The sequence below is a fragment of the Spirosoma endbachense genome, assembly GCF_010233585.1.
Lineage (GTDB): Bacteria > Bacteroidota > Bacteroidia > Cytophagales > Spirosomataceae > Spirosoma > Spirosoma endbachense.
This window is the reverse complement of sequence record NZ_CP045997.1, coordinates 9,077,184-9,096,251: the sequence shown is the minus strand read 5'-3', so window position 1 is coordinate 9,096,251 and position 19,068 is coordinate 9,077,184. Positions and strand designations below refer to the sequence as shown.

At 47.7% G+C, this 19,068-nt stretch carries 22 protein-coding genes; 2 read left to right on the top strand and 20 right to left on the bottom strand.

Going from position 1 to position 19,068, the window contains the following annotated elements; all coding sequences use genetic code 11:
* Positions 1-87: 87 nt before the first annotated feature.
* The 20 genes from GJR95_RS36565 to GJR95_RS36470 all read right to left on the bottom strand — a co-directional run bounded on the left by GJR95_RS36565 (position 88) and on the right by GJR95_RS36470 (position 16,153).
* The gene (locus tag GJR95_RS36565; RefSeq protein ID WP_162390564.1) at positions 88-1,104 is read right to left on the bottom strand and encodes a hypothetical protein; all 1,017 of its coding nucleotides are present in this window, start codon (positions 1,102-1,104) and stop codon (positions 88-90) included.
* Positions 1,105-1,162: 58 nt separating this feature from the next.
* Positions 1,163-1,375 carry a hypothetical protein gene (locus GJR95_RS36560; RefSeq protein WP_162390563.1) on the bottom strand — a complete coding sequence of 71 codons (213 nt, stop codon included), beginning with the start codon at positions 1,373-1,375 and terminating at the stop codon, positions 1,163-1,165.
* Positions 1,376-1,390: 15 nt separating this feature from the next.
* Positions 1,391-1,849, bottom strand: coding sequence for a Crp/Fnr family transcriptional regulator (locus tag GJR95_RS36555; RefSeq protein WP_162390562.1), 459 nt, complete (start codon positions 1,847-1,849; stop codon positions 1,391-1,393).
* 144 nt (positions 1,850-1,993) lie between these two features.
* Positions 1,994-2,521, bottom strand: a complete 528-nt coding sequence (locus GJR95_RS36550) for a hypothetical protein (protein ID WP_162390561.1) — start codon at positions 2,519-2,521, stop codon at positions 1,994-1,996.
* Positions 2,522-2,551: 30 nt separating this feature from the next.
* Complete coding sequence (locus GJR95_RS36545; protein ID WP_162390560.1) at positions 2,552-3,409, bottom strand: enoyl-CoA hydratase/isomerase family protein; 858 nt, start codon at positions 3,407-3,409, stop codon at positions 2,552-2,554.
* On the bottom strand, positions 3,406-4,077 hold the full coding sequence (locus GJR95_RS36540) for an isochorismatase family cysteine hydrolase (protein ID WP_162390559.1): 672 nt from the start codon (positions 4,075-4,077) through the stop codon (positions 3,406-3,408). Before GJR95_RS36540 ends, GJR95_RS36545 begins: the two co-directional genes overlap by 4 nt.
* A 180-nt stretch (positions 4,078-4,257) precedes the next feature.
* Positions 4,258-5,583: an epoxide hydrolase family protein gene (locus tag GJR95_RS36535; RefSeq protein WP_162390558.1), complete on the bottom strand. Its 1,326-nt coding sequence runs from the start codon at positions 5,581-5,583 to the stop codon at positions 4,258-4,260.
* A 137-nt stretch (positions 5,584-5,720) separates the two neighbouring features.
* Positions 5,721-6,464 carry a hypothetical protein gene (locus GJR95_RS36530; protein ID WP_162390557.1) on the bottom strand — a complete coding sequence of 248 codons (744 nt, stop codon included), beginning with the start codon at positions 6,462-6,464 and terminating at the stop codon, positions 5,721-5,723.
* Positions 6,465-6,582: 118 nt separating this feature from the next.
* Positions 6,583-7,104 carry a DsbA family protein gene (locus GJR95_RS36525; RefSeq protein ID WP_162390556.1) on the bottom strand — a complete coding sequence of 174 codons (522 nt, stop codon included), beginning with the start codon at positions 7,102-7,104 and terminating at the stop codon, positions 6,583-6,585.
* A 56-nt stretch (positions 7,105-7,160) separates the two neighbouring features.
* A complete protein-coding gene (locus GJR95_RS36520) occupies positions 7,161-7,634 on the bottom strand; it encodes a nuclear transport factor 2 family protein (RefSeq protein WP_162390555.1) in 474 nt (157 codons plus the stop codon).
* A gap of 30 nt (positions 7,635-7,664) precedes the next feature.
* Positions 7,665-8,657, bottom strand: a complete 993-nt coding sequence (locus GJR95_RS36515; RefSeq protein WP_162390554.1) for an adenylate/guanylate cyclase domain-containing protein — start codon at positions 8,655-8,657, stop codon at positions 7,665-7,667.
* Between the two features lie 128 nt (positions 8,658-8,785).
* Positions 8,786-9,934: a hypothetical protein gene (locus GJR95_RS36510; protein ID WP_162390553.1), complete on the bottom strand. Its 1,149-nt coding sequence runs from the start codon at positions 9,932-9,934 to the stop codon at positions 8,786-8,788.
* Between the two features lie 227 nt (positions 9,935-10,161).
* Positions 10,162-10,542, bottom strand: a complete 381-nt coding sequence (locus GJR95_RS36505) for a nuclear transport factor 2 family protein (RefSeq protein WP_162390552.1) — start codon at positions 10,540-10,542, stop codon at positions 10,162-10,164.
* A gap of 71 nt (positions 10,543-10,613) precedes the next feature.
* Positions 10,614-11,348: an SDR family NAD(P)-dependent oxidoreductase gene (locus GJR95_RS36500; protein ID WP_162390551.1), complete on the bottom strand. Its 735-nt coding sequence runs from the start codon at positions 11,346-11,348 to the stop codon at positions 10,614-10,616.
* Between the two features lie 12 nt (positions 11,349-11,360).
* Complete coding sequence (locus tag GJR95_RS36495; protein ID WP_162390550.1) at positions 11,361-11,579, bottom strand: tautomerase family protein; 219 nt, start codon at positions 11,577-11,579, stop codon at positions 11,361-11,363.
* An 11-nt stretch (positions 11,580-11,590) separates the two neighbouring features.
* Positions 11,591-12,142, bottom strand: a complete 552-nt coding sequence (locus tag GJR95_RS36490; protein ID WP_162390549.1) for a YceI family protein — start codon at positions 12,140-12,142, stop codon at positions 11,591-11,593.
* A gap of 264 nt (positions 12,143-12,406) precedes the next feature.
* Positions 12,407-12,643, bottom strand: coding sequence for a DUF2798 domain-containing protein (locus GJR95_RS36485; RefSeq protein WP_162390548.1), 237 nt, complete (start codon positions 12,641-12,643; stop codon positions 12,407-12,409).
* Positions 12,644-12,879: 236 nt separating this feature from the next.
* On the bottom strand, positions 12,880-13,971 hold the full coding sequence (locus GJR95_RS36480) for a redoxin domain-containing protein (RefSeq protein WP_162390547.1): 1,092 nt from the start codon (positions 13,969-13,971) through the stop codon (positions 12,880-12,882).
* Positions 13,972-14,041: 70 nt separating this feature from the next.
* Entirely contained in the window at positions 14,042-14,794 is a 753-nt protein-coding gene (locus GJR95_RS36475) for an alpha/beta hydrolase (protein ID WP_162390546.1), read from the bottom strand.
* A gap of 66 nt (positions 14,795-14,860) precedes the next feature.
* A complete protein-coding gene (locus GJR95_RS36470) occupies positions 14,861-16,153 on the bottom strand; it encodes an epoxide hydrolase family protein (protein ID WP_162390545.1) in 1,293 nt (430 codons plus the stop codon).
* Between the two features lie 631 nt (positions 16,154-16,784).
* On the opposite strand from GJR95_RS36470, the gene GJR95_RS36465 reads away from it, so the two are divergent.
* Together GJR95_RS36465 and GJR95_RS36460 are read left to right on the top strand one after the other, a co-directional pair.
* Positions 16,785-17,360 (top strand): RNA polymerase sigma factor, encoded by a 576-nt coding sequence (locus tag GJR95_RS36465; RefSeq protein WP_162390544.1) that lies wholly within the window; start codon positions 16,785-16,787, stop codon positions 17,358-17,360.
* Positions 17,361-17,477: 117 nt separating this feature from the next.
* On the top strand, positions 17,478-19,067 hold the full coding sequence (locus GJR95_RS36460) for a Na+/H+ antiporter (protein ID WP_162390543.1): 1,590 nt from the start codon (positions 17,478-17,480) through the stop codon (positions 19,065-19,067).
* Position 19,068 lies beyond the last annotated feature (1 nt).

Below are 19,068 nucleotides of genomic sequence, written 5' to 3'. Positions count from 1 at the left end.
TTGGGTAATTTTACTTAATCGCCTTTTATGCCAAGGCGCTATTATCAATCGAATAGAAAGCGTTTGACAAGGCAGGATGCAGATTGATTACTGGTAATGGGGCATCGTTTCCGATTGCTGGAGATCGTCAATCCACCGGTTTATATAGGCTATAAGGTCTTTTCGATCGGGGCTGGTTCTTCGTTCACCATAACTGCCAAAAACGATAAGCCCAAGTGCCAGACAGCGCGGCATGTCCAGTTGGTGAATTAGGCCAATGCTGAATCCTTTAATGAAATGAAGCCGGGCATCGGTTGCCATTTCTATTGTGGATGTAACCCGTTCATGGGCAAGGACAAATTGCTCTAGTTTGGTAAATAGAATCGCGTTGTTGGCCGAATAGATCAGTAACCGGGCGATGTTCATTGTCTGAAAAATGGAAACATATTTTCGTTTCAAGTCGCTATAACCCTGAACCGTAACCGGGGTATTCAAGTGAACGCCGTTGAGTACTCTCCAGAGGTTAATCGCTTCGCCTTCATTCAAAGCAAAAGTGACCTGGCCGTAATAAGAAAAATCACTGATGATATCCAGGACCTCATCGACCTGAAACGAGAGCTTTTTCTGAGGATCACCCAGATAAAAAATAAACTCCAAATCCTTCTTTTCAATTGGCTTAATGACATCAGTCAGCAGACCTGTCCAGAGATCAGATGCAGCGGCCAGTTTCGACCAATCATTAAACGCAATTATCCGGCAATTTTGAAATAGCGACTGTAGTTCCTGAATCAAACCCCTGCTTCTTATGTATTGCCACTGGTATTGTTTACTTGCTGATTGGGGGATGTCAACGCTAAAATTTGCCAGTGGATCAAGGTCATGCCGGGAATTTAAGGTCATGCTGCGTATTCCCAGCAATTGTAAGATCTTCGGTAAAACATCCTCATGGATTCCCTGTGGCTTCTCATTCTGATTCGCAATCGACGGTTCTGGTTGGTTGTTCTGACTATTCGTTTGAGAACGACTTAAAAAGACACTGGGCGAAATAGCAAAGGTTTGTAATTGTGCCCGTAAGCTCGTTAGAATAGGCACTGCATTAATAATTTCTGAATCGAGTGCTTCCATGATGCAATTAGTTTGGGGTTTGACTGAGCAACAGACGCGCAGACTTCAGAAAGAATCGTTATTGATTGATGTCATGTTGAGGATGCAGTTCAGCGGCTGGTTCATCTTCCCCAGACATTTGCGTGAGTTCAATTTCAACCTGCTGACAAATTTGCAAAATGGGTTCAAGGTTGGCGATTTCTTCAAAAGGATTCTCGGTATTTTCTCCGGCCAGTTCCAGGCAAATATTCATCCATGGAATAAGCCTGCTGAAGGAAACAACCAGCCACACGCTTGTTTTGGGCGACTATCCATTTCCGATCAACTTTATTATCGAAAGCAATTGTTTTTGGGCTGTCACATACCCCATATTGGTACGCCATCGGAAGAAATGTTCAATCGCGTGTATCTCCTGGCAAAGTTTCTCCCGATCTTCTGCTTTCAGACAAAGTACCTCCGAATCCGTGATACAATCCAGACTGACTGTTGCTTTGACACCGGTGTACAGAGCGCTGTAATCAGAAGCCCACCAGGTAGGCATGGCGATTTGAAGAGTAAACATCTTCAAGTCATCATTGATGTAAAAGGTTTTTAAACAACCCCGAACTACGAAAAACTCACAGTCTATAGTGTCACCTGCCGCAAAAATGGTTTGCCCTTTTTTGAATACTTGTGGCTTGAAATGCGAAAAGATGAAATCGAACTGCTCGTCTGAAATGGAAGTGGTTTTAGCGATGTGCTGCTTAAGCGTTTCTTTTGGGTCCATGGCAGCGCGAGCTTAAGAAAAAACAAGTTTTACACTTTCTCAGGAAGCGCAGGTATTCATTGAGGGTAATTTTAAAGGATATAAGGGCACCTTCAGCAACCCTATTTGGCGTTTTTCGCTGCCTTTAATAGCCTAAAGATTACATTATGCGCTTAATGCAGCTCGTTCGATGCTCGCAGCAAATAATGGGGTTTCCTTACGGTTATGGTAGGTGGAAGCAGGTTGCCGTTGAGCTTTAAACACGTCAAAAGGTATACCCTGGCGTTCCAGGCTCCATAGCATGTCATCCGTTGCAAAGGAAACCACTCGATTCGTAAACTCACATTGGGTATCGCTGATCGCTTTGACACTGAGTTCCCAGCGAACGTAGATAATTATACGTCCCGTCGGCGCAAAAACATCGGAGAACGATGCCAGCACAAGATGATGGGGTTCTGACACTTCTTCCTGGTAATGCTGCACCATAGGACTTCCACCGATCACCTCCACATTGATCGTCATTCGTCGTCCGTCAGGCCCGGTCGTTTTACCTACAGAAACATGCGCAGGTGAACAGTCCTGGTATTCTTTCTCGGATAAGTTGAAGGCCCATTCAGGTATATTGACTTTCTCAATCGGGGCATTGATGATAGCACTAAAGCTAGAATCAACCAGTTGTTCGGCGATTTTCATTTGATGTTTTTTTTATGGTTTATGAGTAATTCAATTAGGGCTGTCCTCCTCGCTAATGTGGTTTAAACAGGGACCCAGATTACGTTCAAAATCGCTGTCCTGTTGAATGCCCCATCCCTGCAGTTTCTGAGAAATCTTCTTTCGTTCCGGCCGAAGATTTGCCTCAATGAATGCAGTTCGTGAAGCGTTCATGTGCTCCATAGATACCCTTGGCGCACGCTGATTGATCATCGTTTTCGCCATGCCCGTTATCACCGGGTCAAAATGACTGATGCGAAGGGCTAATTGGTGGACAAAACGATCGAGTTGATCATCCGGAATCAGACGGTTGATCAGTCCGTAGCGTTCAGCCGTAGCTGCTTCCAGGTCTTCCGCGCCAATGATGATCTCCAGCGCCCTTGCCCTGCCAGTCAGCAAGGGGAGAAACTCCATACTGCCACCGCCAGGAATGGTACTGACGCCCACTTCAAATTGGCCGAAAACAGCCTTTTCACTGGCAAAACGCATGTCGCAGGCAGCGGCAAATTCGATGCCCACGCCACGAGCGCGACCCCGGATTGAAGCAATACTAATGACGGGCGACTCATAGAGCGCCAACGCTACATCGAACCAGGGCAATAAGCCTGAGGGTGTTTTACGTGTCAGTATCTCCCCTCCTTTCATGATATCGAAGTGAGCGATAAAATAATCCGGAACGGCACTGTCGAATACAAGTACGCGCAGTTCCTGAGCTATTTTCATCCGGCGTACAACCTCCTCCAGGCCAGTCAGCAGCTCCGGCCCGAACAGGTTGAGTGGCGGGGCATCGATGGTCACCTGCCAGTAGCCGGAATTATGCTGGGTAAGTCGGAGTGGTGTTCCTGCCAGCTGTTCTGATGAGACATTCATTGGCTAACGGGTAAGGATTTGTTGTGAAGTATGTCCAGGAGTTCATCCGTGGTCAGTAGGGCGTGTGCAAACGTGGGCCCATTTATCTCATGAGCTGCCTGCATGTTCTGCCAGGTATTGGCGGCTGTAGCGTCTTTTACTAACGTAACGTGGTAGCCCAATTCCATTCCGAAGCGACCAGTCGACTCAACGCAGGTGTTGGCAATCATCCCAATCAGGATGATACGGTCGATGGAATGCTGTTTCAACTGCTGGTCAAGATCAGTATTGGCAAACCCACTTTGTGCCCAGTGCTCCTTGATGATGATATCGCCCGATTGCGGCTGAAAGTCGGCATGAAACAGGCCACCCCAGCTCCCCCTGGCAAAAACCTGTTGTTCTCCTGTTCTAAGCTGCTGGGCAGTGGGGTATTTCCAGTTCATATAATCGCCTGGCTCAGCGCGATGATGGGGAACAAAGAACAGCTGAATTTGCAGTTGGCGGCCTGTATTGATCACTCTGGCCAGATTATCCAACAAGTGGACTTCTTCGATGACTTCTTTCGATCGGGCATACGCTTTGCCTTCCGGATGTAAGAAATCATTATACGGATCAATCAACAGGATTCCAGTCCGGGAAGGCTCATAAGTGCCATATCGATCAAAACCCCGTTCGGTTTGTTTATCCATTTTGTTGTATTTTTACTAATTGATAATCAGCAAATAAAAGAACTTTTCCGGGTGAGTTGCCATGATCCTCCTCTACTCGTCAATGGCATTAATCACACAGCATGCCGGACACTATCATCGCCTTGAAAAGTCCCTGAGCAACGTAGTCAGGCGCTTTTGAAATGCTGGCCAGAAAAGGAATTAGCGGTCGGTCTGAGCCTTAGCCGTACCATTACTGGCCGATTGGCGCAGGGACTGAAACGCAGCCCGCAATTCAGTCGAGAAGAACTCCGGTTGCTCCCAGGCCGCAAAATGACCGCCTTTGGGGAGCCGATTGTAATGAATCAATTTAGGAAATGCTTTTTCGGCCCAACTCCGCGGGGCGGCATAGATCTCATCTGGAAAGACGCTGACAGCAACGGGTATAGTAACTTTTTTGGGAGCGAAAAAAGGAAGCTTACTTTCCCAATACAGGCGAGCCGATGAAACTGCTGTGTTTGTCAACCAGTATAGGGTAATGTTGTCGAGAACGTCTTCCCGCGTGAGTCCCTCCGTTTTACCATCAAAGACACGGGCGATGAGCGCGTGACTGCTGGCATCATGATCGAGCATCCAGGCTGCGAGGCCAACTGGTGAGTCCTCGATCCCGTACAGTGTCTGTGGGCGGTTTCCCATCTCCTGAGCGTAGGCCACTCCGTGCTTGTAGAAAAAATCGAGTTGATCGTAAGCATGTTTCTCGTCGGCAGAGAGGCCCGATGGGGGCGGAGTGCCGAATTGGAGTGATGTTGCAACGTCGTCTGGTACGGTTGCGGGCATGTTGGTGTGGATGCCGATCAATTCAGGTGCTCCCAGCAGAGCCATTTGTTCGGTGACGGCATCCCCCCAATCACCCCCCTGCGCCACAAATCGCGTATAGCCCAGACGCTTCATGAGGACAATCCAGGCGCGTGCTATTCGGATAGGGTCCCAGCCAGTGGCGGTGGGTTTCTCTGAAAACCCATGGCCCGGCAGCGACGGAATCACGACGTCAAACGCGTCTTCGGCCTTTCCGCCATATGCCGTTGGATTGGTCAGCGGCTCAATGACCTTCATTTGTTCGATGATCGAGCCGGGCCAACCGTGCGTGATGATCACGGGCAGGGCATTGGGATGCTTCGAACGAACATGAATGAAATGAATATCCAGTTCGTCGATGTTGGTGATGAATTGTGGCAGGGCGTTCAATCTGGCTTCGACCTTGCGCCAATCGTAATCCGTTGCCCAATAGTGCGCAAGCTTTTGAACGGTCGATAGTTGCACACCCTGCGATTGATCGGAAACGGTTTCTTTTCCGGGCCATTTTGTGGCTAAAATCCGGCGTTTAAGATTAGCGAGTTCTTTTGCTGGAACATGAATCCGGAACGGACGTATTGACTCATTGGATCCGGATTGAGTAGTACCGCCCGTTTGTGCTGTACTCGTTGTTCCTTGCAGGGCTATGGCTCCAGCCATTAAGGTGCTTGCGATAATTCGTTCGGTCTTTTTCATTTTCAAGGTAATTAATTTCGGCCCTTGAGATGCAAAGTTCTGTCTGTGGTCACCAGGCCATTAGAAATAATTTTCACTAGTTAGACATAGCTATTAATGCCTTTTCCAAACAAGAATGGGGGGCAATTATTAGGTAATCATTGAGAAATTAATGGTCTCAAACTAACCAGGATGCGGCTGTAGTATATATCGGTTCTCCCCTCATAGCCCGAATCGGTGCCAACGACCAACCACAATGCTCCGTTTTTATCCGTTTGAGCCATCAGATTCTTTCCTTGGCTAAACCGACGGACCAACCGATATCGGTCGTCAGCACTGTCATTGCTGGCATCCCCGATCAGGATGACATCTTTCCCACCAGTTGCCTGGTCGCCTTTGTCCAGATTTAGATAATAGCCCTGATTCTTTGCTACTTTAACTGGTTCTACCGCCGATGCGCCTACTTTAAGATGCAAAGCCAATCCAGGGGAGCCACCAATACCAACCGATTGGGCGGGATACTTTGAGGCCAACTCCAACTCGTACGCTATCTGGTAATTGGTAGTCGGACGCAGACCACTAAGCTTTCGCTTCAAGAACATGAAGAGATCGTCACTGGCATTCGTGCTACCCACCAAAAATGCTTTTCGGGTTGTATCCAGCGGCATTGGTAACGAACGTATTCCCGATACAAAGTGTAAACTATCCGCTTCGTTAAGCTGATAGTCAGAATAATCAGCTTTCCAGTTATCCGCCCCTTTGGCAAAATCCGTTACGACCAGGAACGTACTGTCAGAAATGTCAGCATTTTGATCCCTACAACCGCCGAGCCCTAATAAGGTGGTTAGTGTAACCAGATGAGCCGCTTTCCAGACCCATCGAATCCTTATTTTAGTTGTCATAAGTAGAATTGGTTGGTGAGTATGCCTTTCGCATGAACTCGGTGACACGGTTTAATCCAAATTATATTGAAGCCCACGATTTTTTGAAGCCCAAACCTACAGGCCGGTTATAGATAAATTAGCAGATTAAACGATGGCCCTTTCGGCTGAGCTGCATCCGGATGAAGGGGACCAACCGGGCGAGGGTTACCTTCCCGTGAAACCGTTGACCGCCTATAACCAGGGTCGGTGCCGCAACAACGCCCAGTTCGTAACCGGCGTGCCAGTCGGTTAGAACAGTCCGCCGGGTTTGCTCACTCAGCAGTTCCTGAAGAAACTGCGATTCAAGTAGATCCAACTGCCGGGCTTGCCGGGCAAGGGTGGCCAGGTTAATGCTCATCGAACGGCCCAGTGCATAGTACATTGGCCAGAACTGGTGCTGGCTGGCGGCTGCTTCAAGCGCGCAGGCAGCCAGTACAGACTGGGCGCTTTCCAGGTTGGGGAAGTGGCGGTAGCGAAGGCATACATCTCCGTTCACTTCGTCAGCGACTGCGTCTAGTACCTGGCGGGCTAGCCTACTATGGGGATGAGTTGGGTCGCCATACTCAATCAGATCCAACGGTCGTGGAGCAGAGTCTGCTCGGGTTAAAGCGATTTTCATAGCAACTAGCGACTGAAAAGACGAATCAACAGGAAAGGCAATCGGTTAAGTGGAGGTTAGTTAGCCGAGAGAAAATACTGAATGGAGGCTATCTCAATAAGTTGATTGCCAGCATCCAGATGACTTGAAATGGCACCCATGTACATGCGAACCGATGTAATCTGCTCATTCTCTATCCGATAAAAATGGGTAAATGGAGCTGTTTGCCAGAGACCGTCGATTTCTTTTTGGAACTGGTATTCCCCGACAATAATGCCGCCTATCTCTGAGCTAATCACACTCTCGATGGCTTCCGTCCAGGTCGCATACCTGGCATCTAACTGCTGCGTGTACCATTGGTAGAAATCATTGCCTTTGTAAGCTCCTTGAAGGATGTGCCCCTCACCTAGTTGCCAGGTGCATTGGGGATGCAGGTATTCGATCGATTGATGGAGAACCCAGGCATTCAGCAGGCGGGCATTGAGGTCTGTCACGCAGGGGCGAACCGGCGATCCCGCCAGCAGGTGGAAAATAGTGTCCAATAGTTTCATGATTGTTTACGTTTAAAAACTCAGGAATAATCAAGGGATATTGTCTTGACTGACATAGGTGGGGGCCAACGGAACTTTTGAAGATGGGTACGGTTTCCCTAGTAAATAGACGGGTATGGGTTCTGAAATACCTCGTACCTGAATGGTAATGGGTTCAACGGCCGTTGTTGACTGGGGGGGTAATAAATCCATGACATCAGCAGAGACGATATAGTCGTTGTTTACCTCTTTAGTTGCGTTTTGCAACCGAGAGGCTACGTTGACAGCATGCCCCATGACAACCAGGTGCTTTTGCTCACCCAGGTATATGGTTCCGCTTATGACCGTGCCCTGATGAATGCCAATACCAATGGAGATGCTTAGATCAAAATACGTTTGAAAATACTGATCGTTAAGTCGGTTAAGTTCAGACTGAATGGCGTAGCCCGCCTGAACGGCTGCTGAAGCACTGGCAATCAGGGTCTGCTCCAGGCCAAAGACGATGTATAAACTATCGCCAGCGCTTTCAATGATCTTGCCCCCGAAGCCCTGCAAAATGAACTGAAAAGCAGTGAATAGCTTGCGAACAAGGTGAATCACATCGAAAGCCAGATGTGTCTCGACCAAGCGGGTGAAATTACGGATGTCCAGGAAAAGCAACACCAATTCTTTTTCCATGCCCATATCCTGGCTTTTATCCACTGCCAACGGGCTCAGGTACAAGTCTATATCAGTTTGATCGCGCAAAATTGGTGTGACTTTAGCCCCTTCGCCAATTGGGCGGGTCTGGCAGGCCAGTCGGATGGCTGGGGATAAATGCATTTGACCAGCTAATTGTCGCTCCGCTGCCGTTGGCGTGCTGAGTACATCGGCACCCGCATGAACCAGTAGCCTACAGGTAGAACATCGCGCATTTCCCTGACACAGGTGTAACATCGGGATACCAGTCGTTAAAGCAGCCTCCAGCAGTGTTTGATTTGCCCGGACCAATACGCTTTTCTGTTGGGCGAATTCAACCCGGTAACTCTCTGGTGTGGTCGACATGATGAAAACGAGTTGGATAGTGAACAGAGCGTCAACAACTGATGTCGAATAGGTACGTTGGGACTGCACCCAAATGCACTTGAGTTATCAGGCTACCAATACTTTTGTCGCTCACTATTGAGTTTACCTTATTTGCGTACATCTTCATCATAGCGTGTGAATCCTACGGCAATACCCAATCGGACAAAAGCGTAGCGGTTATTGAAATAAATGTTATACGGATCTTCGCCGTAGTAACCAACGGTAGCAAACAGGCCCGTTTCCCGACCAAATGGCGGAATATAATACACACTGAGTTCGGTGTTCAGTCGTTTGCGGACACTGGCAAGACCAAAGTTGTCTAACCGATTAACTGCATAAGACGCCTTCAAACTAATCCGAATCCATTCCGCCGTGAGCGATGATTTATGAAGGGCTGTCACGACTGATGAACTTCGCCGGAACCGCCGGTAAAGGGCATGGCCTTGCAGCCGCGTAAACCCGTAATGACCGGCTAAGCCTTCCGAATGATTAAAAATGGGCGCATGCCAGCGGACGCCCAGTCCATAGTAGGTTCCGAAGTGGTTGCGGTGATAAGTACCCCAATGATAGTCCCCCTGTATGTAGTTGGTGGCAAAATCGCCGGTTTCCGTATTGTAGCTTCCATCCGAGTTGAACACATCGCCACTTTGCCCATTGGAGTGGTGGTAGAATTGTCCTTCCAGGTACTTAAAGTGCACCGTGCTTGATGTCATCCGATAAAAAGCTCTCGCTCCGATCCGGTAACTGGGCGTACCCACCGGCGATGAAGCGCCATCCCGAATCCGAACCGTAAATCGGGGCGTAATAGCAACCGCCAATCGGGAATTACGGCTGGCAAGCAGAAAAAAATTAGCGACCAACTCGCTGTTAAGCATGTACTTAACCGGCGCGCCCAGTTCCCCTTTGGGCGATAGGTAAGACATATCGGTGTGGTTGCGATAGAGTTCAATGTATCGGTGATTCTGCACCTGAACTGAATCGGGTCGGCCACTTCGTATCGGCTGCGCCAGATCAGGCAGCCGTAAACCACGTAGGTATATGTTGTCCCCCAAAAAGTTAGCAATGCCTTCTCTACCTGCCTGCTTAAGCTGGAGATGCAGTCCACTTAATACACGGTCACCTCCCTTTTCGCCCGCGTCGCCAATGAGAACGACCGAGCGTTTTTGTCCGAATCGATGTATGCCAGAAAGACTATCTAACTGACCAACGACCAGTTGTGCCTCCAGTAAGAAGAAAAGGAAAAGCCAGTTTCTCATAGCGAACGGACAATACTATACGTTACAAACCGATGCTGTTATATTTCGTAACTGTTGGGCAACATGCAGAGCTATGCCTATGCCTCGCACTGTGGTCATTCGTCTGACCGACGATACACTCCCACCTTATGGCTCCTGCAAAATCGGATGCGGTTTACCACTCAGTTTAGTTGCTTTGGTCTGTTACCAGATGACTTTAGAAGGTTGATGATCAGCAATCATCAACGTTACCGTTCGACGTGGGTAAGCAGTTTATTGACAATCACCCATTGCCCATCTAGCTGATGAAAAGCCAGAAAGTCATAATAATTGAACTCATACATTGTCACCCGCACTTTGGCCACGGCGATTGAATTAATGACATCAATCTCGATAATCTCCGTTTCATAGGGCTGCCCTGAATCTTTGGGGCTGGTTCGGTGGGCTACTCCATCAAGGTACTCAGCCAGGGTTTTGGCGTAAGGCTTCCCTTTTACATCGCCAAAGACAAATGCACCTGGAAAAAATACTTTATTCAGTAAGTCAACATTGCCCTCGTAAATCCCCTGGAAATAATACCTTTTCAGCGCTTGTTCGATTGCCCCCCTTTCATTCTCATTCGTTTTCATCGGTATATCTATTTATACTTTAGCACCCGGAGAAGTTCCGGGCGCTAAAGCGGATACAAACTAGTTTTCAATCAGTTTAGATGATGGCCAGCGGCCATACCACCGTCCACATTGATGATGGCACCTGTGACGAACTTATTTTTGGCAATCGCGTACACCATATGCGCTACTTCTTCTGCTTCACCAATCCGGTTCAGCAGATGCAGGCCAGCTCCATTATCCGCGTCTTCACCATGCATAGGCGTACGAATCTGACCGGGGGCAATGGTATTGATGCGAATATTATCTCTGCCAAATTCAGCGGCCAACTGTACCGTCAGCGCATGGATAGCGCCCTTGCTTGAAATAGGCGCCGTGGATGGAGCACCGTCTAAAGCATGCTCGACCAGCGGTGTACCAATGTTAATCACAACCCCGTCATGCTGTTTCAACATTTGCGGAATCACTGCCTGCGTCGTGAAAAACGTACCTTTAAAGTTGGTGCTCAAAAAACGATCTAGATAGGGCTCGTCTACTTCCAGAAATGGCTTGGTTTCGTAGATGCCGGCATTGTTGATCAGAATATCAGCAGAGCCGAATCGCTCAACAGCCGTTTTAACCAGAAGCTCTCCCGTTGCTTTATCGCTAACATTTCCAACTACCCAGGCAAGATTAGGTCCTCCACCAAGCTCGCGAAACGTCTCTTCCAATTTTGACGCCGTTGCCGAGTTGATCACTACATTGTCGCCTTTTTCGAGAAAGTAGCGGGCAACTTCTTTGCCGATACCGGATGATGCACCGGTAACGATTACAGTTTGCGTTCTCATGTCCGAACCCGGTTAATGCCTGTCGGCAGTAATTCCCTGCTCTCTCAAAACCGATGTTTGTTCACCAGCATACCCCCAATCGTCCAGATCAACTTCCTGGATAACCACGTGCGTCAGCTGGGGATCTTTATTGAGCACAGTAGTAATCAGATCTGTTACCCCTTTGATCAGTTCCTGTTTCTGTTGGCGGGTAACACCTTCGCGAGTCACTTCAATTTTTACGTATGGCATGGCCGGACTAATTAGGCGTGAGCTAGCTGGGTTATCGCTTCGGCAGTCAATCTGATATTCAGATCAAAATTGTTATAGATCAGGTTATCGCCCAGGTTTTGGAAGAATCTGGAGGAGCGGAACTTTATGCCGTACTTCGTCCGGTCTATGGTGATTTTACCTGTAGCAGTAGCCGAATTACCCGACCGATTCACTAGTGCATCAAAATTGGAGGGATGCGTAATTCCTTTAATTGTCAGTTTGCCCTCAACGTGATAGGAACCGTTTTCGCGGGGTTCAACCTGGCTGATTTCAAAGGTGGCTTCTGGGTACTGCTCTGAACTAAAAAAGTCATCGGAAGCCAGGTGGCCGGCAAACTGTGCATTCGTGGCCGGATCGGTAACGTCGAGGATTTTGATAGACCGGGTGTCAATGACAAATCTCCCGCCGGTAAGCTCGTCATCACGAAAAAGTAATGCTCCTTCCTTGATCGCAATTGTGCCATTATGCGCACCGGTTACTTTACGGCCGACCCAGTCAATCGTGCTTTGGGCGCCATTGATATTGAACTGTTGAATATCCATTTTTTTTATAGTTTAAAAGAACAATGCAAAGTTGTTTCGCGCAATCGGGTGGATTACGTGATCTACATCACTTTCAGAAGAAAGCTGATTAATTGTGACTTACATCACATTTCAGGCGTGATAAAGGCGACTCAGCGTTTCGTGATATACGCCTACATGAGCCGCTATTAAATTTGGGGAACAAGATTATACCCTTGTGGACATTGTTTCACTAATGCTTCGTATCCATGTTCATTAAGGCAAGCAATCTCTTTTGGGAGGCACTTAATCCTCACGGGGAACCAATGGTTTTTCTTTAAATAAATAAGCGATTAGTGCCTGTACCCAGGAGCCAAACAGCACTATAACCGGAACGACGACTACGTAGGCAATCAGCCAGGACCGAAACCAGTTTCCCAGAAATGCTTTAGTAAATCCAATATTCAGGCTAACCAGCGTAAACGAGATGGAGCCTGTAGTAATGAATCCCATGATAAGAGCGAAAGCAATTTTTTGTTTCATGACTCGGTTTAGTTGTACTCGTTTAGATAATTGACCTACCCATCACCTAACGAGTACGCAGGTTATTGACTGAAACCATCGGGATTGATTACGGCTTATACAAGGTCTTCAGGACCTTCCCTGGGTAGGTTGTGGCCAGCACTTTTTATAATCCGGGGCATACGTTTACCCAAAAACGCTGAGCATACGATGTGTCGTCGGCCGCCTAAGTTTCCATTCACTGTGAGTCGATCGAATCAGCCGAATGTGAATGCAAAAGCGTCCACACCTGAGTCTAAAAATTCAATCTCGAATTGCCGGTCAGCGATGGGTTTTGGCTGCCGGATCAATTGATACAGCCGCTGTTCAGTGACCATGCCATACCCTTGATTATCAACGTCAACACCGTGCGCAGCAACGGGTGGCAGTCCATCAATGAGTACACGAAATCGCACCGGCTTATCTGATGCAGAAGGCCCTATGACGAGATGAAGATCGCGGGCGTGAAAACGATTCGCGATTCGCCCCTGTGCCTTGTTGAGCGTAATCGCCTGTTTTTCTACCGTCCAATCACCCGAAAGTGCCCACTGATTAAGCTTCAGCTTTTTGGGCAATTCATAAACGTGTCGCTTATCCAAAACGGCGCCACCGGGAGACGCAAAGTTCTCCGTACGGTCATAACCAAGGTAGTTTTCCGGCGACTTTAAGCTACCCCAATCGGCAGCCACTTCTGCCCCGCTTGCTTCGATGGCAGTCAACTCCTGTTGAGTACCGCCTGTTCCAGCTTCCTTTAGCAACTGCTGAATGATGCGTTCTGCCCGTTCATAGTCCCCCTCTCCGAATTGATGATCCCGGATTTGCCCTTGCCCATCAATGAAGTAAAGAGCTGGCCAATACCGGTTCTCGAACGCATTCCAGATCATATAGCCATTGTCTACCGCAATCGGATAATCAACCCGCATGTCTTTGGCAGCTCTTCTCACATTCTCAACGTTTTTCTCAAAAGCGAACTCTGGTGTGTGTACCCCGATCACCACCAACCCCTGATCTTTGTATTTATTAGCCCATGCTCTAACATAGGGAAGGGTACGTAACCAATTGATGCAGGTGTAGGTCCAGAAGTCAATCAGGACAACTTTCCCTCGTATGTCGGCAGCCGTCAGCGGTGTTGAATTAAGCCAGGTGGTTGCGTTCCGAATAGATACTAATGCTCGTTCGGTGGGTAACTGAACCGCTTTGGGTGTCAGCTCTTGCCCACCGACATTCGTCATACCAAACTGGGTGGCTGCCAGGGTCATGGCCGCCGTGCCTAAAAAACGACGGCGATCATAGTTGAGATTGTCAAACATAACCTGTTTCTCTGTTTGAAATCTAGTCTGTCCAATGGGTAAGGGCAGGTTAGATTCTGTGTTCTATGATTTATTTCAGCAAGGAATGCTTAGCCGCCGTTTCTATGATTGCAGCAACCGCTTTTGGTTGTGAAATAAAGATTACGTGGTTTCCTTTGATCTCCGAAACGGTACCACCTGTTCGTTTGCCCATGAACCGCTCTAGATCTGGTGGTATAGAATGATCTTCTGTGGCAACAATGTGCCAGGTTGGCTTCGTTTTCCAGGCGACATTCTTGAATACATGCGTAAAGGCAGATACGGCCACTGGAACCTGAGAAGCATACATGTATTCAGCTACTTCATTTGGCAGATCAGCGCAAAAACCAGCATGGAATTTCGCCTGATCATACCAGACAAACCCATCTACCGGAGGAAGTATTCCGGACTTAGGATCAGCTGGATAAGTACTTAGTAATTGTCCGAGCGATTCTCCTTCATCAGGGGAAAATGCGGCTATGTAGACTAGACCGACAACATTTGGCGAATTCCCGGCCAGCGTAATGATCGCTCCACCATACGAATGCCCAACCAGAATGACAGGCCCTTCCTGTCGATCCAATATCCTTTTGGTGGCGGCCAGATCATCTTCCACCCCCGTATTCGGATTACCAACGATACTGACCTTATAGCCATGACCGTTTAAAATAGTATACAACTTTTGATAGCCGGATCCGTCGGCAAAGGCCCCGTGAACCAGTACAATGTTTTTCACCTGTGCCTGCGTCCTAGTGCTCAGAATGAATGTGACCGACAAGTAAAGCCCAAGTAATAGCCTGTTCATGATTTTTGCGTTTTATAATTCGTTTTTGCTGCCGACATCAGGTAGCGTAAGCGGCTGCTTCATGTACTAATTCGTTACGCCACGCAATGATTTAAACGCAGCCCGGAGTTCGGCCGAAAAGAGCTCCGGTTGTTCCCAGGCAGCAAAGTGACCACCTTTATCGACCTCATTGAAATAGATGAGTTTGTGATAACTACGCTCGGCCCAGCTTCGTGGCGCCTGGTAGATTTCTCCGGGAAAGACTGTTATAGCAGCAGGAATCGAAATATCCACGGCGTTGAAGTTGTTGGCGTTATTTTCCCAGTAAAGCTGGGCGGAAGAGACAGCCGTATTGGTCAGCCAGTAGAGTGTAATATCATCGAGCATCTCATCTTTTGTAAATGCTTTATCAGCATCTCCACCGCTATACGTCCACTCATTGAACTTATCATAGAAAAAAGCTGCGAGACCTGCCGGTGAATCCGTTAGTCCATAGCCCAGAGTTTGCGGTCGGGTCACCATCATGGCAGCGTACCCACTGCCTTTTGTGTATAAATAATTGAGAGACTTGAATGCGGCTTTCTCTTTATCAGACAATCCGGCAGGAGCCGGATCGCCATCGTTGAGGGCTTTTGCTACGTCTGCTGGCACGGTGGCTGGCATATTGACGTGGATACCCAGCAATCCGGCTGGCTTCTGATGCGCCATCTTATCGGCAACCACCGAACCCCAATCACCACCCTGAGACACATAGTGCTTATAGCCCAATCGTTTCATCAGTACAGCCCAGGCTTTTGCAATGCGATCTGCATCCCAGCCAGTACCCTTCGGTTTTTCCGAAAATCCATAACCCGGCATGGAGGGCAGAACCAAATCAAATGCGTCCTCTGCACGGCCACCGTATGCGGTGGGGTCGGTGAGCGGACCAATTACTTTGATAAGCTCGAATATGGAACCTGGCCAGCCATGAGTCATAATGAGGGGTAGTGCGTTGGGATGTTTAGAGCGGACATGCACAAACTGAATGTCGAGTCCGTCAATCGTTGTAACGAATTGAGGCAGCGCATTTAATTTCTTTTCTGCCTTACGCCAGTTATAGCCGGTTCCCCAGTAATGAACAAGTGCCTGAATCTTATCCAGTTTTACACCCTGAGATTGATCCGTAACTGTTTCCCGCTCGGGCCATCGAGTGGCCAACACGCGTCGGCGGAGTTCACCCAGTTCAACTTCGGGAACGTTGATGTGAAAAGGTCGGACCGCATCGGAGACCACCGGGTCTTTGACCGACTGTCTGATCTGGGCATTGCCTGGGGTATCCTGAACCGCAAGGCCAAAGCCACCCGCTGCGGCTAAAAGAGGAGCAAACAATACTTTTATCATGTTGAGAGATTTTAAACTGGTTTGATGCCCCTATAGATGCAGGCTCATTGCCTTGGTCACACGGTAGTCGTTAAAAAATAATTGGCCCACAAGGGCACAGTAAGCGCCCCCATTGAAGCTTTTGTCGACTGGCCAGACTAAAGCAAATTGACCGATTAACCGCCAAAATCTGGCTTCGCTGTGAACTACCAGCCACCATCTCCAATCACATGGAGTCATCGTAGCCTATAAACTCCATGTGATTGGAGTTTATAGACTCTTGCTTCGCTAAGCGATAAGTCGAAGCTTTCAGGAAAGCCGTTTCTGAGCGAATAAAGAGGGTTTTCACACCAAATTGGTAGCGAATTCGGGATCTGGCACACTTTTCGACTACCCCCAACTGAACCATGAACAGGAGTTAGAAAAGCGTGAATCGAAGAAAAACGATTCAGGAAAAAGTGTCAGAATCAGATACCTGTTCGGACCACTTCAAGCGTCTGGCGAACAGGGTGGACTTTTAAGAATACGCACTAAACAAATAAAGCGGCAACTGACTGCAAGCCCTATTTCAGGGTAGCGGTATCATTTTGGCCAGTCTGAAGCCTTTGCCACCTGGATTGACAGTTCCTTATCAATTAAACCAATTACTACCATGAAAATTGACCAGCTTACTTTAACTACGGGTGATGATTACTGGGTTCAGCAACATCGTATGGGTAACCAATTGGGGATGAGCGTACTATACCAACGATACTACCCAAAAGTATACAATAAATGTCTTTCCCTTTGCCAGGATTCGGACCTCGCGTTTGATCTCGCACAGGATATCTTATTAAAAGCATTTGACCACCTGCATTCCTTCAGGGAGCTATCATCCTTTTCTACCTGGCTATACACGATTACTTACAATCACTATCGGGAGTTTTTCCGGAATTCAAAGCGTCTGCCAACCTCCCAACTCAATGAAAATCATGAGGGGAGTGCAGGTGATTTCGCAATAACATTTGAGGAAAGTACAAGCCTGCAGGACCCGGCAGAAAGCAGGATGCTGGCGCTGATTAGTAGTATTCCAGAAACGGATAGAATCATGTTATATCTCAAATATCGCGATGGTCAATCCATTGAACACATCCAGGCTCGGTTTATGCTTTCGGCCAGTGCCGTAAAAATGCGGCTTAAAAGGGCCAGAACAAAGCTTAATAAACTGTATGCGAAGCAGGCAGATTGAGCCGGGCAGATTTGCTGATTCAGCAACTATGTCCTGTTTTTTAATTAAAAGAGTAGTCATATTTTAGTACAGAATCCAGCCTAACCTTTTAATTACCAACATGTTGATGTTTGCACCATGCTAGAAAACCATTTGCTCCTTGTGCTGACAATGTTATTCGCTGTTTCCATGTTGGCGCTTTTAAGTGAAAAACTTAAAGTCCCCTACCCGATCGTATTGGTCCTTGCGGGGCTTATTATCAGTTTCATTCCAGGGGTTCCCCTGGTGAGAATGAGGCCCGATATTATATTTCTCATCTTTTTGCCTCCATTACTTTACTCAGCTGCCTGGAATACTGCCTGGAGCGAGTTTTGGCATTTACGTCAATCCATATGCACTTTAGCAGTTGGCCTGGTCATTTTTACCGCTACTGGTATTGCCTTTGTTTCTTATTGGTTGATTCCCAATTTTTCATTGGCTGCCGGGTTTTTATTAGGGAGTATTATTTCACCACCTGATGCTATTGCTGCTACGTCCGTTCTACAGAAACTGAAGATTCCCCGGCGGGTGACCACCATTTTGGATGGGGAAAGTTTACTAAATGATGCCACCAGTTTAATCGTCTTCCGGTTTGCACTGATTAGTATCCTCACAGGCCAGTTTATTTTTTGGGATGCGGCAGTAGGATTTTTCTCTGTAGTCATCATGGGTGTCGTTATTGGCCTCGCCATTGGCCATTTGGTTTATTTAATCCATAAAAACTTACCGACAACGGCCAGCACAGACACAGCACTCACGTTGATTACACCCTATTTAATGTATTTGACGGCCGAGCACTTTCATTTTTCCGGTGTATTAGCAGTGGTTAGCGGTGGACTGTTAATATCCTATCGATCTGCCGATATTTTCGCCTATAACTCCCGTTTGCAGTCGTTAACGGTTTGGTCTGTTCTCGTCTTTCTCCTGAACGGAATTGTCTTCATTTTAATCGGATTACAGTTACCGCAAATAATCAAAGGGATAGAGAGTTATTCCTTCCCGCTCATTATTTTTTATGCGATCATTATCAGTTTCGTAACTATTATCATTCGGTTGTTCTGGGTGTTCACAGTGAACTATTTAACCCGCTTACTTAAACCCAGGCGAGCACCTGATGAAGACAGGTTTGAGTGGAAAGCGGTCTTCATTGTCGGGTGGAGTGGCATGCGTGGTGTCGTATCACTGGCCTCTGCTTTAGCGATCCCATTAACCCTCTCAACGGGTATGGAATTTCCGTACAGGAGCTTAATATTGTTTATTACCTTCACGGTTATACTAGCCACGTTGATTCTACAAGGGCTTAGCCTGCCGTTTTTATTACGCTGGCTAAAATTGGAAACCCACGAGAATGACGTTCAGCAGGAAAATACGATTCGCTACAAATTAGCGATTGCTGTAATTGAATATTTAGACAGAAACTGCCCAACCGAGATTGCTGAAATTCCTGTTTTTGCCCGCGTAAAAAGCAGGTATGAGCGGATGGCTGAGCTAGCGAATAAAAGCCTGCTTGCCGATGATGACTTATCACCATCTTTTATGAAAACCTACCGGGATATGTTGCTCGAAATTATTCGGGTCAGGCGTGATGCCTTAAAGAAAATGCACCGGGATAATATATTTGCTGATCATTTAATCCGGGCGAAAGAACGCGAATTGGATCTGGAAGAGGCAAGAACCCGAAAAACGTAGA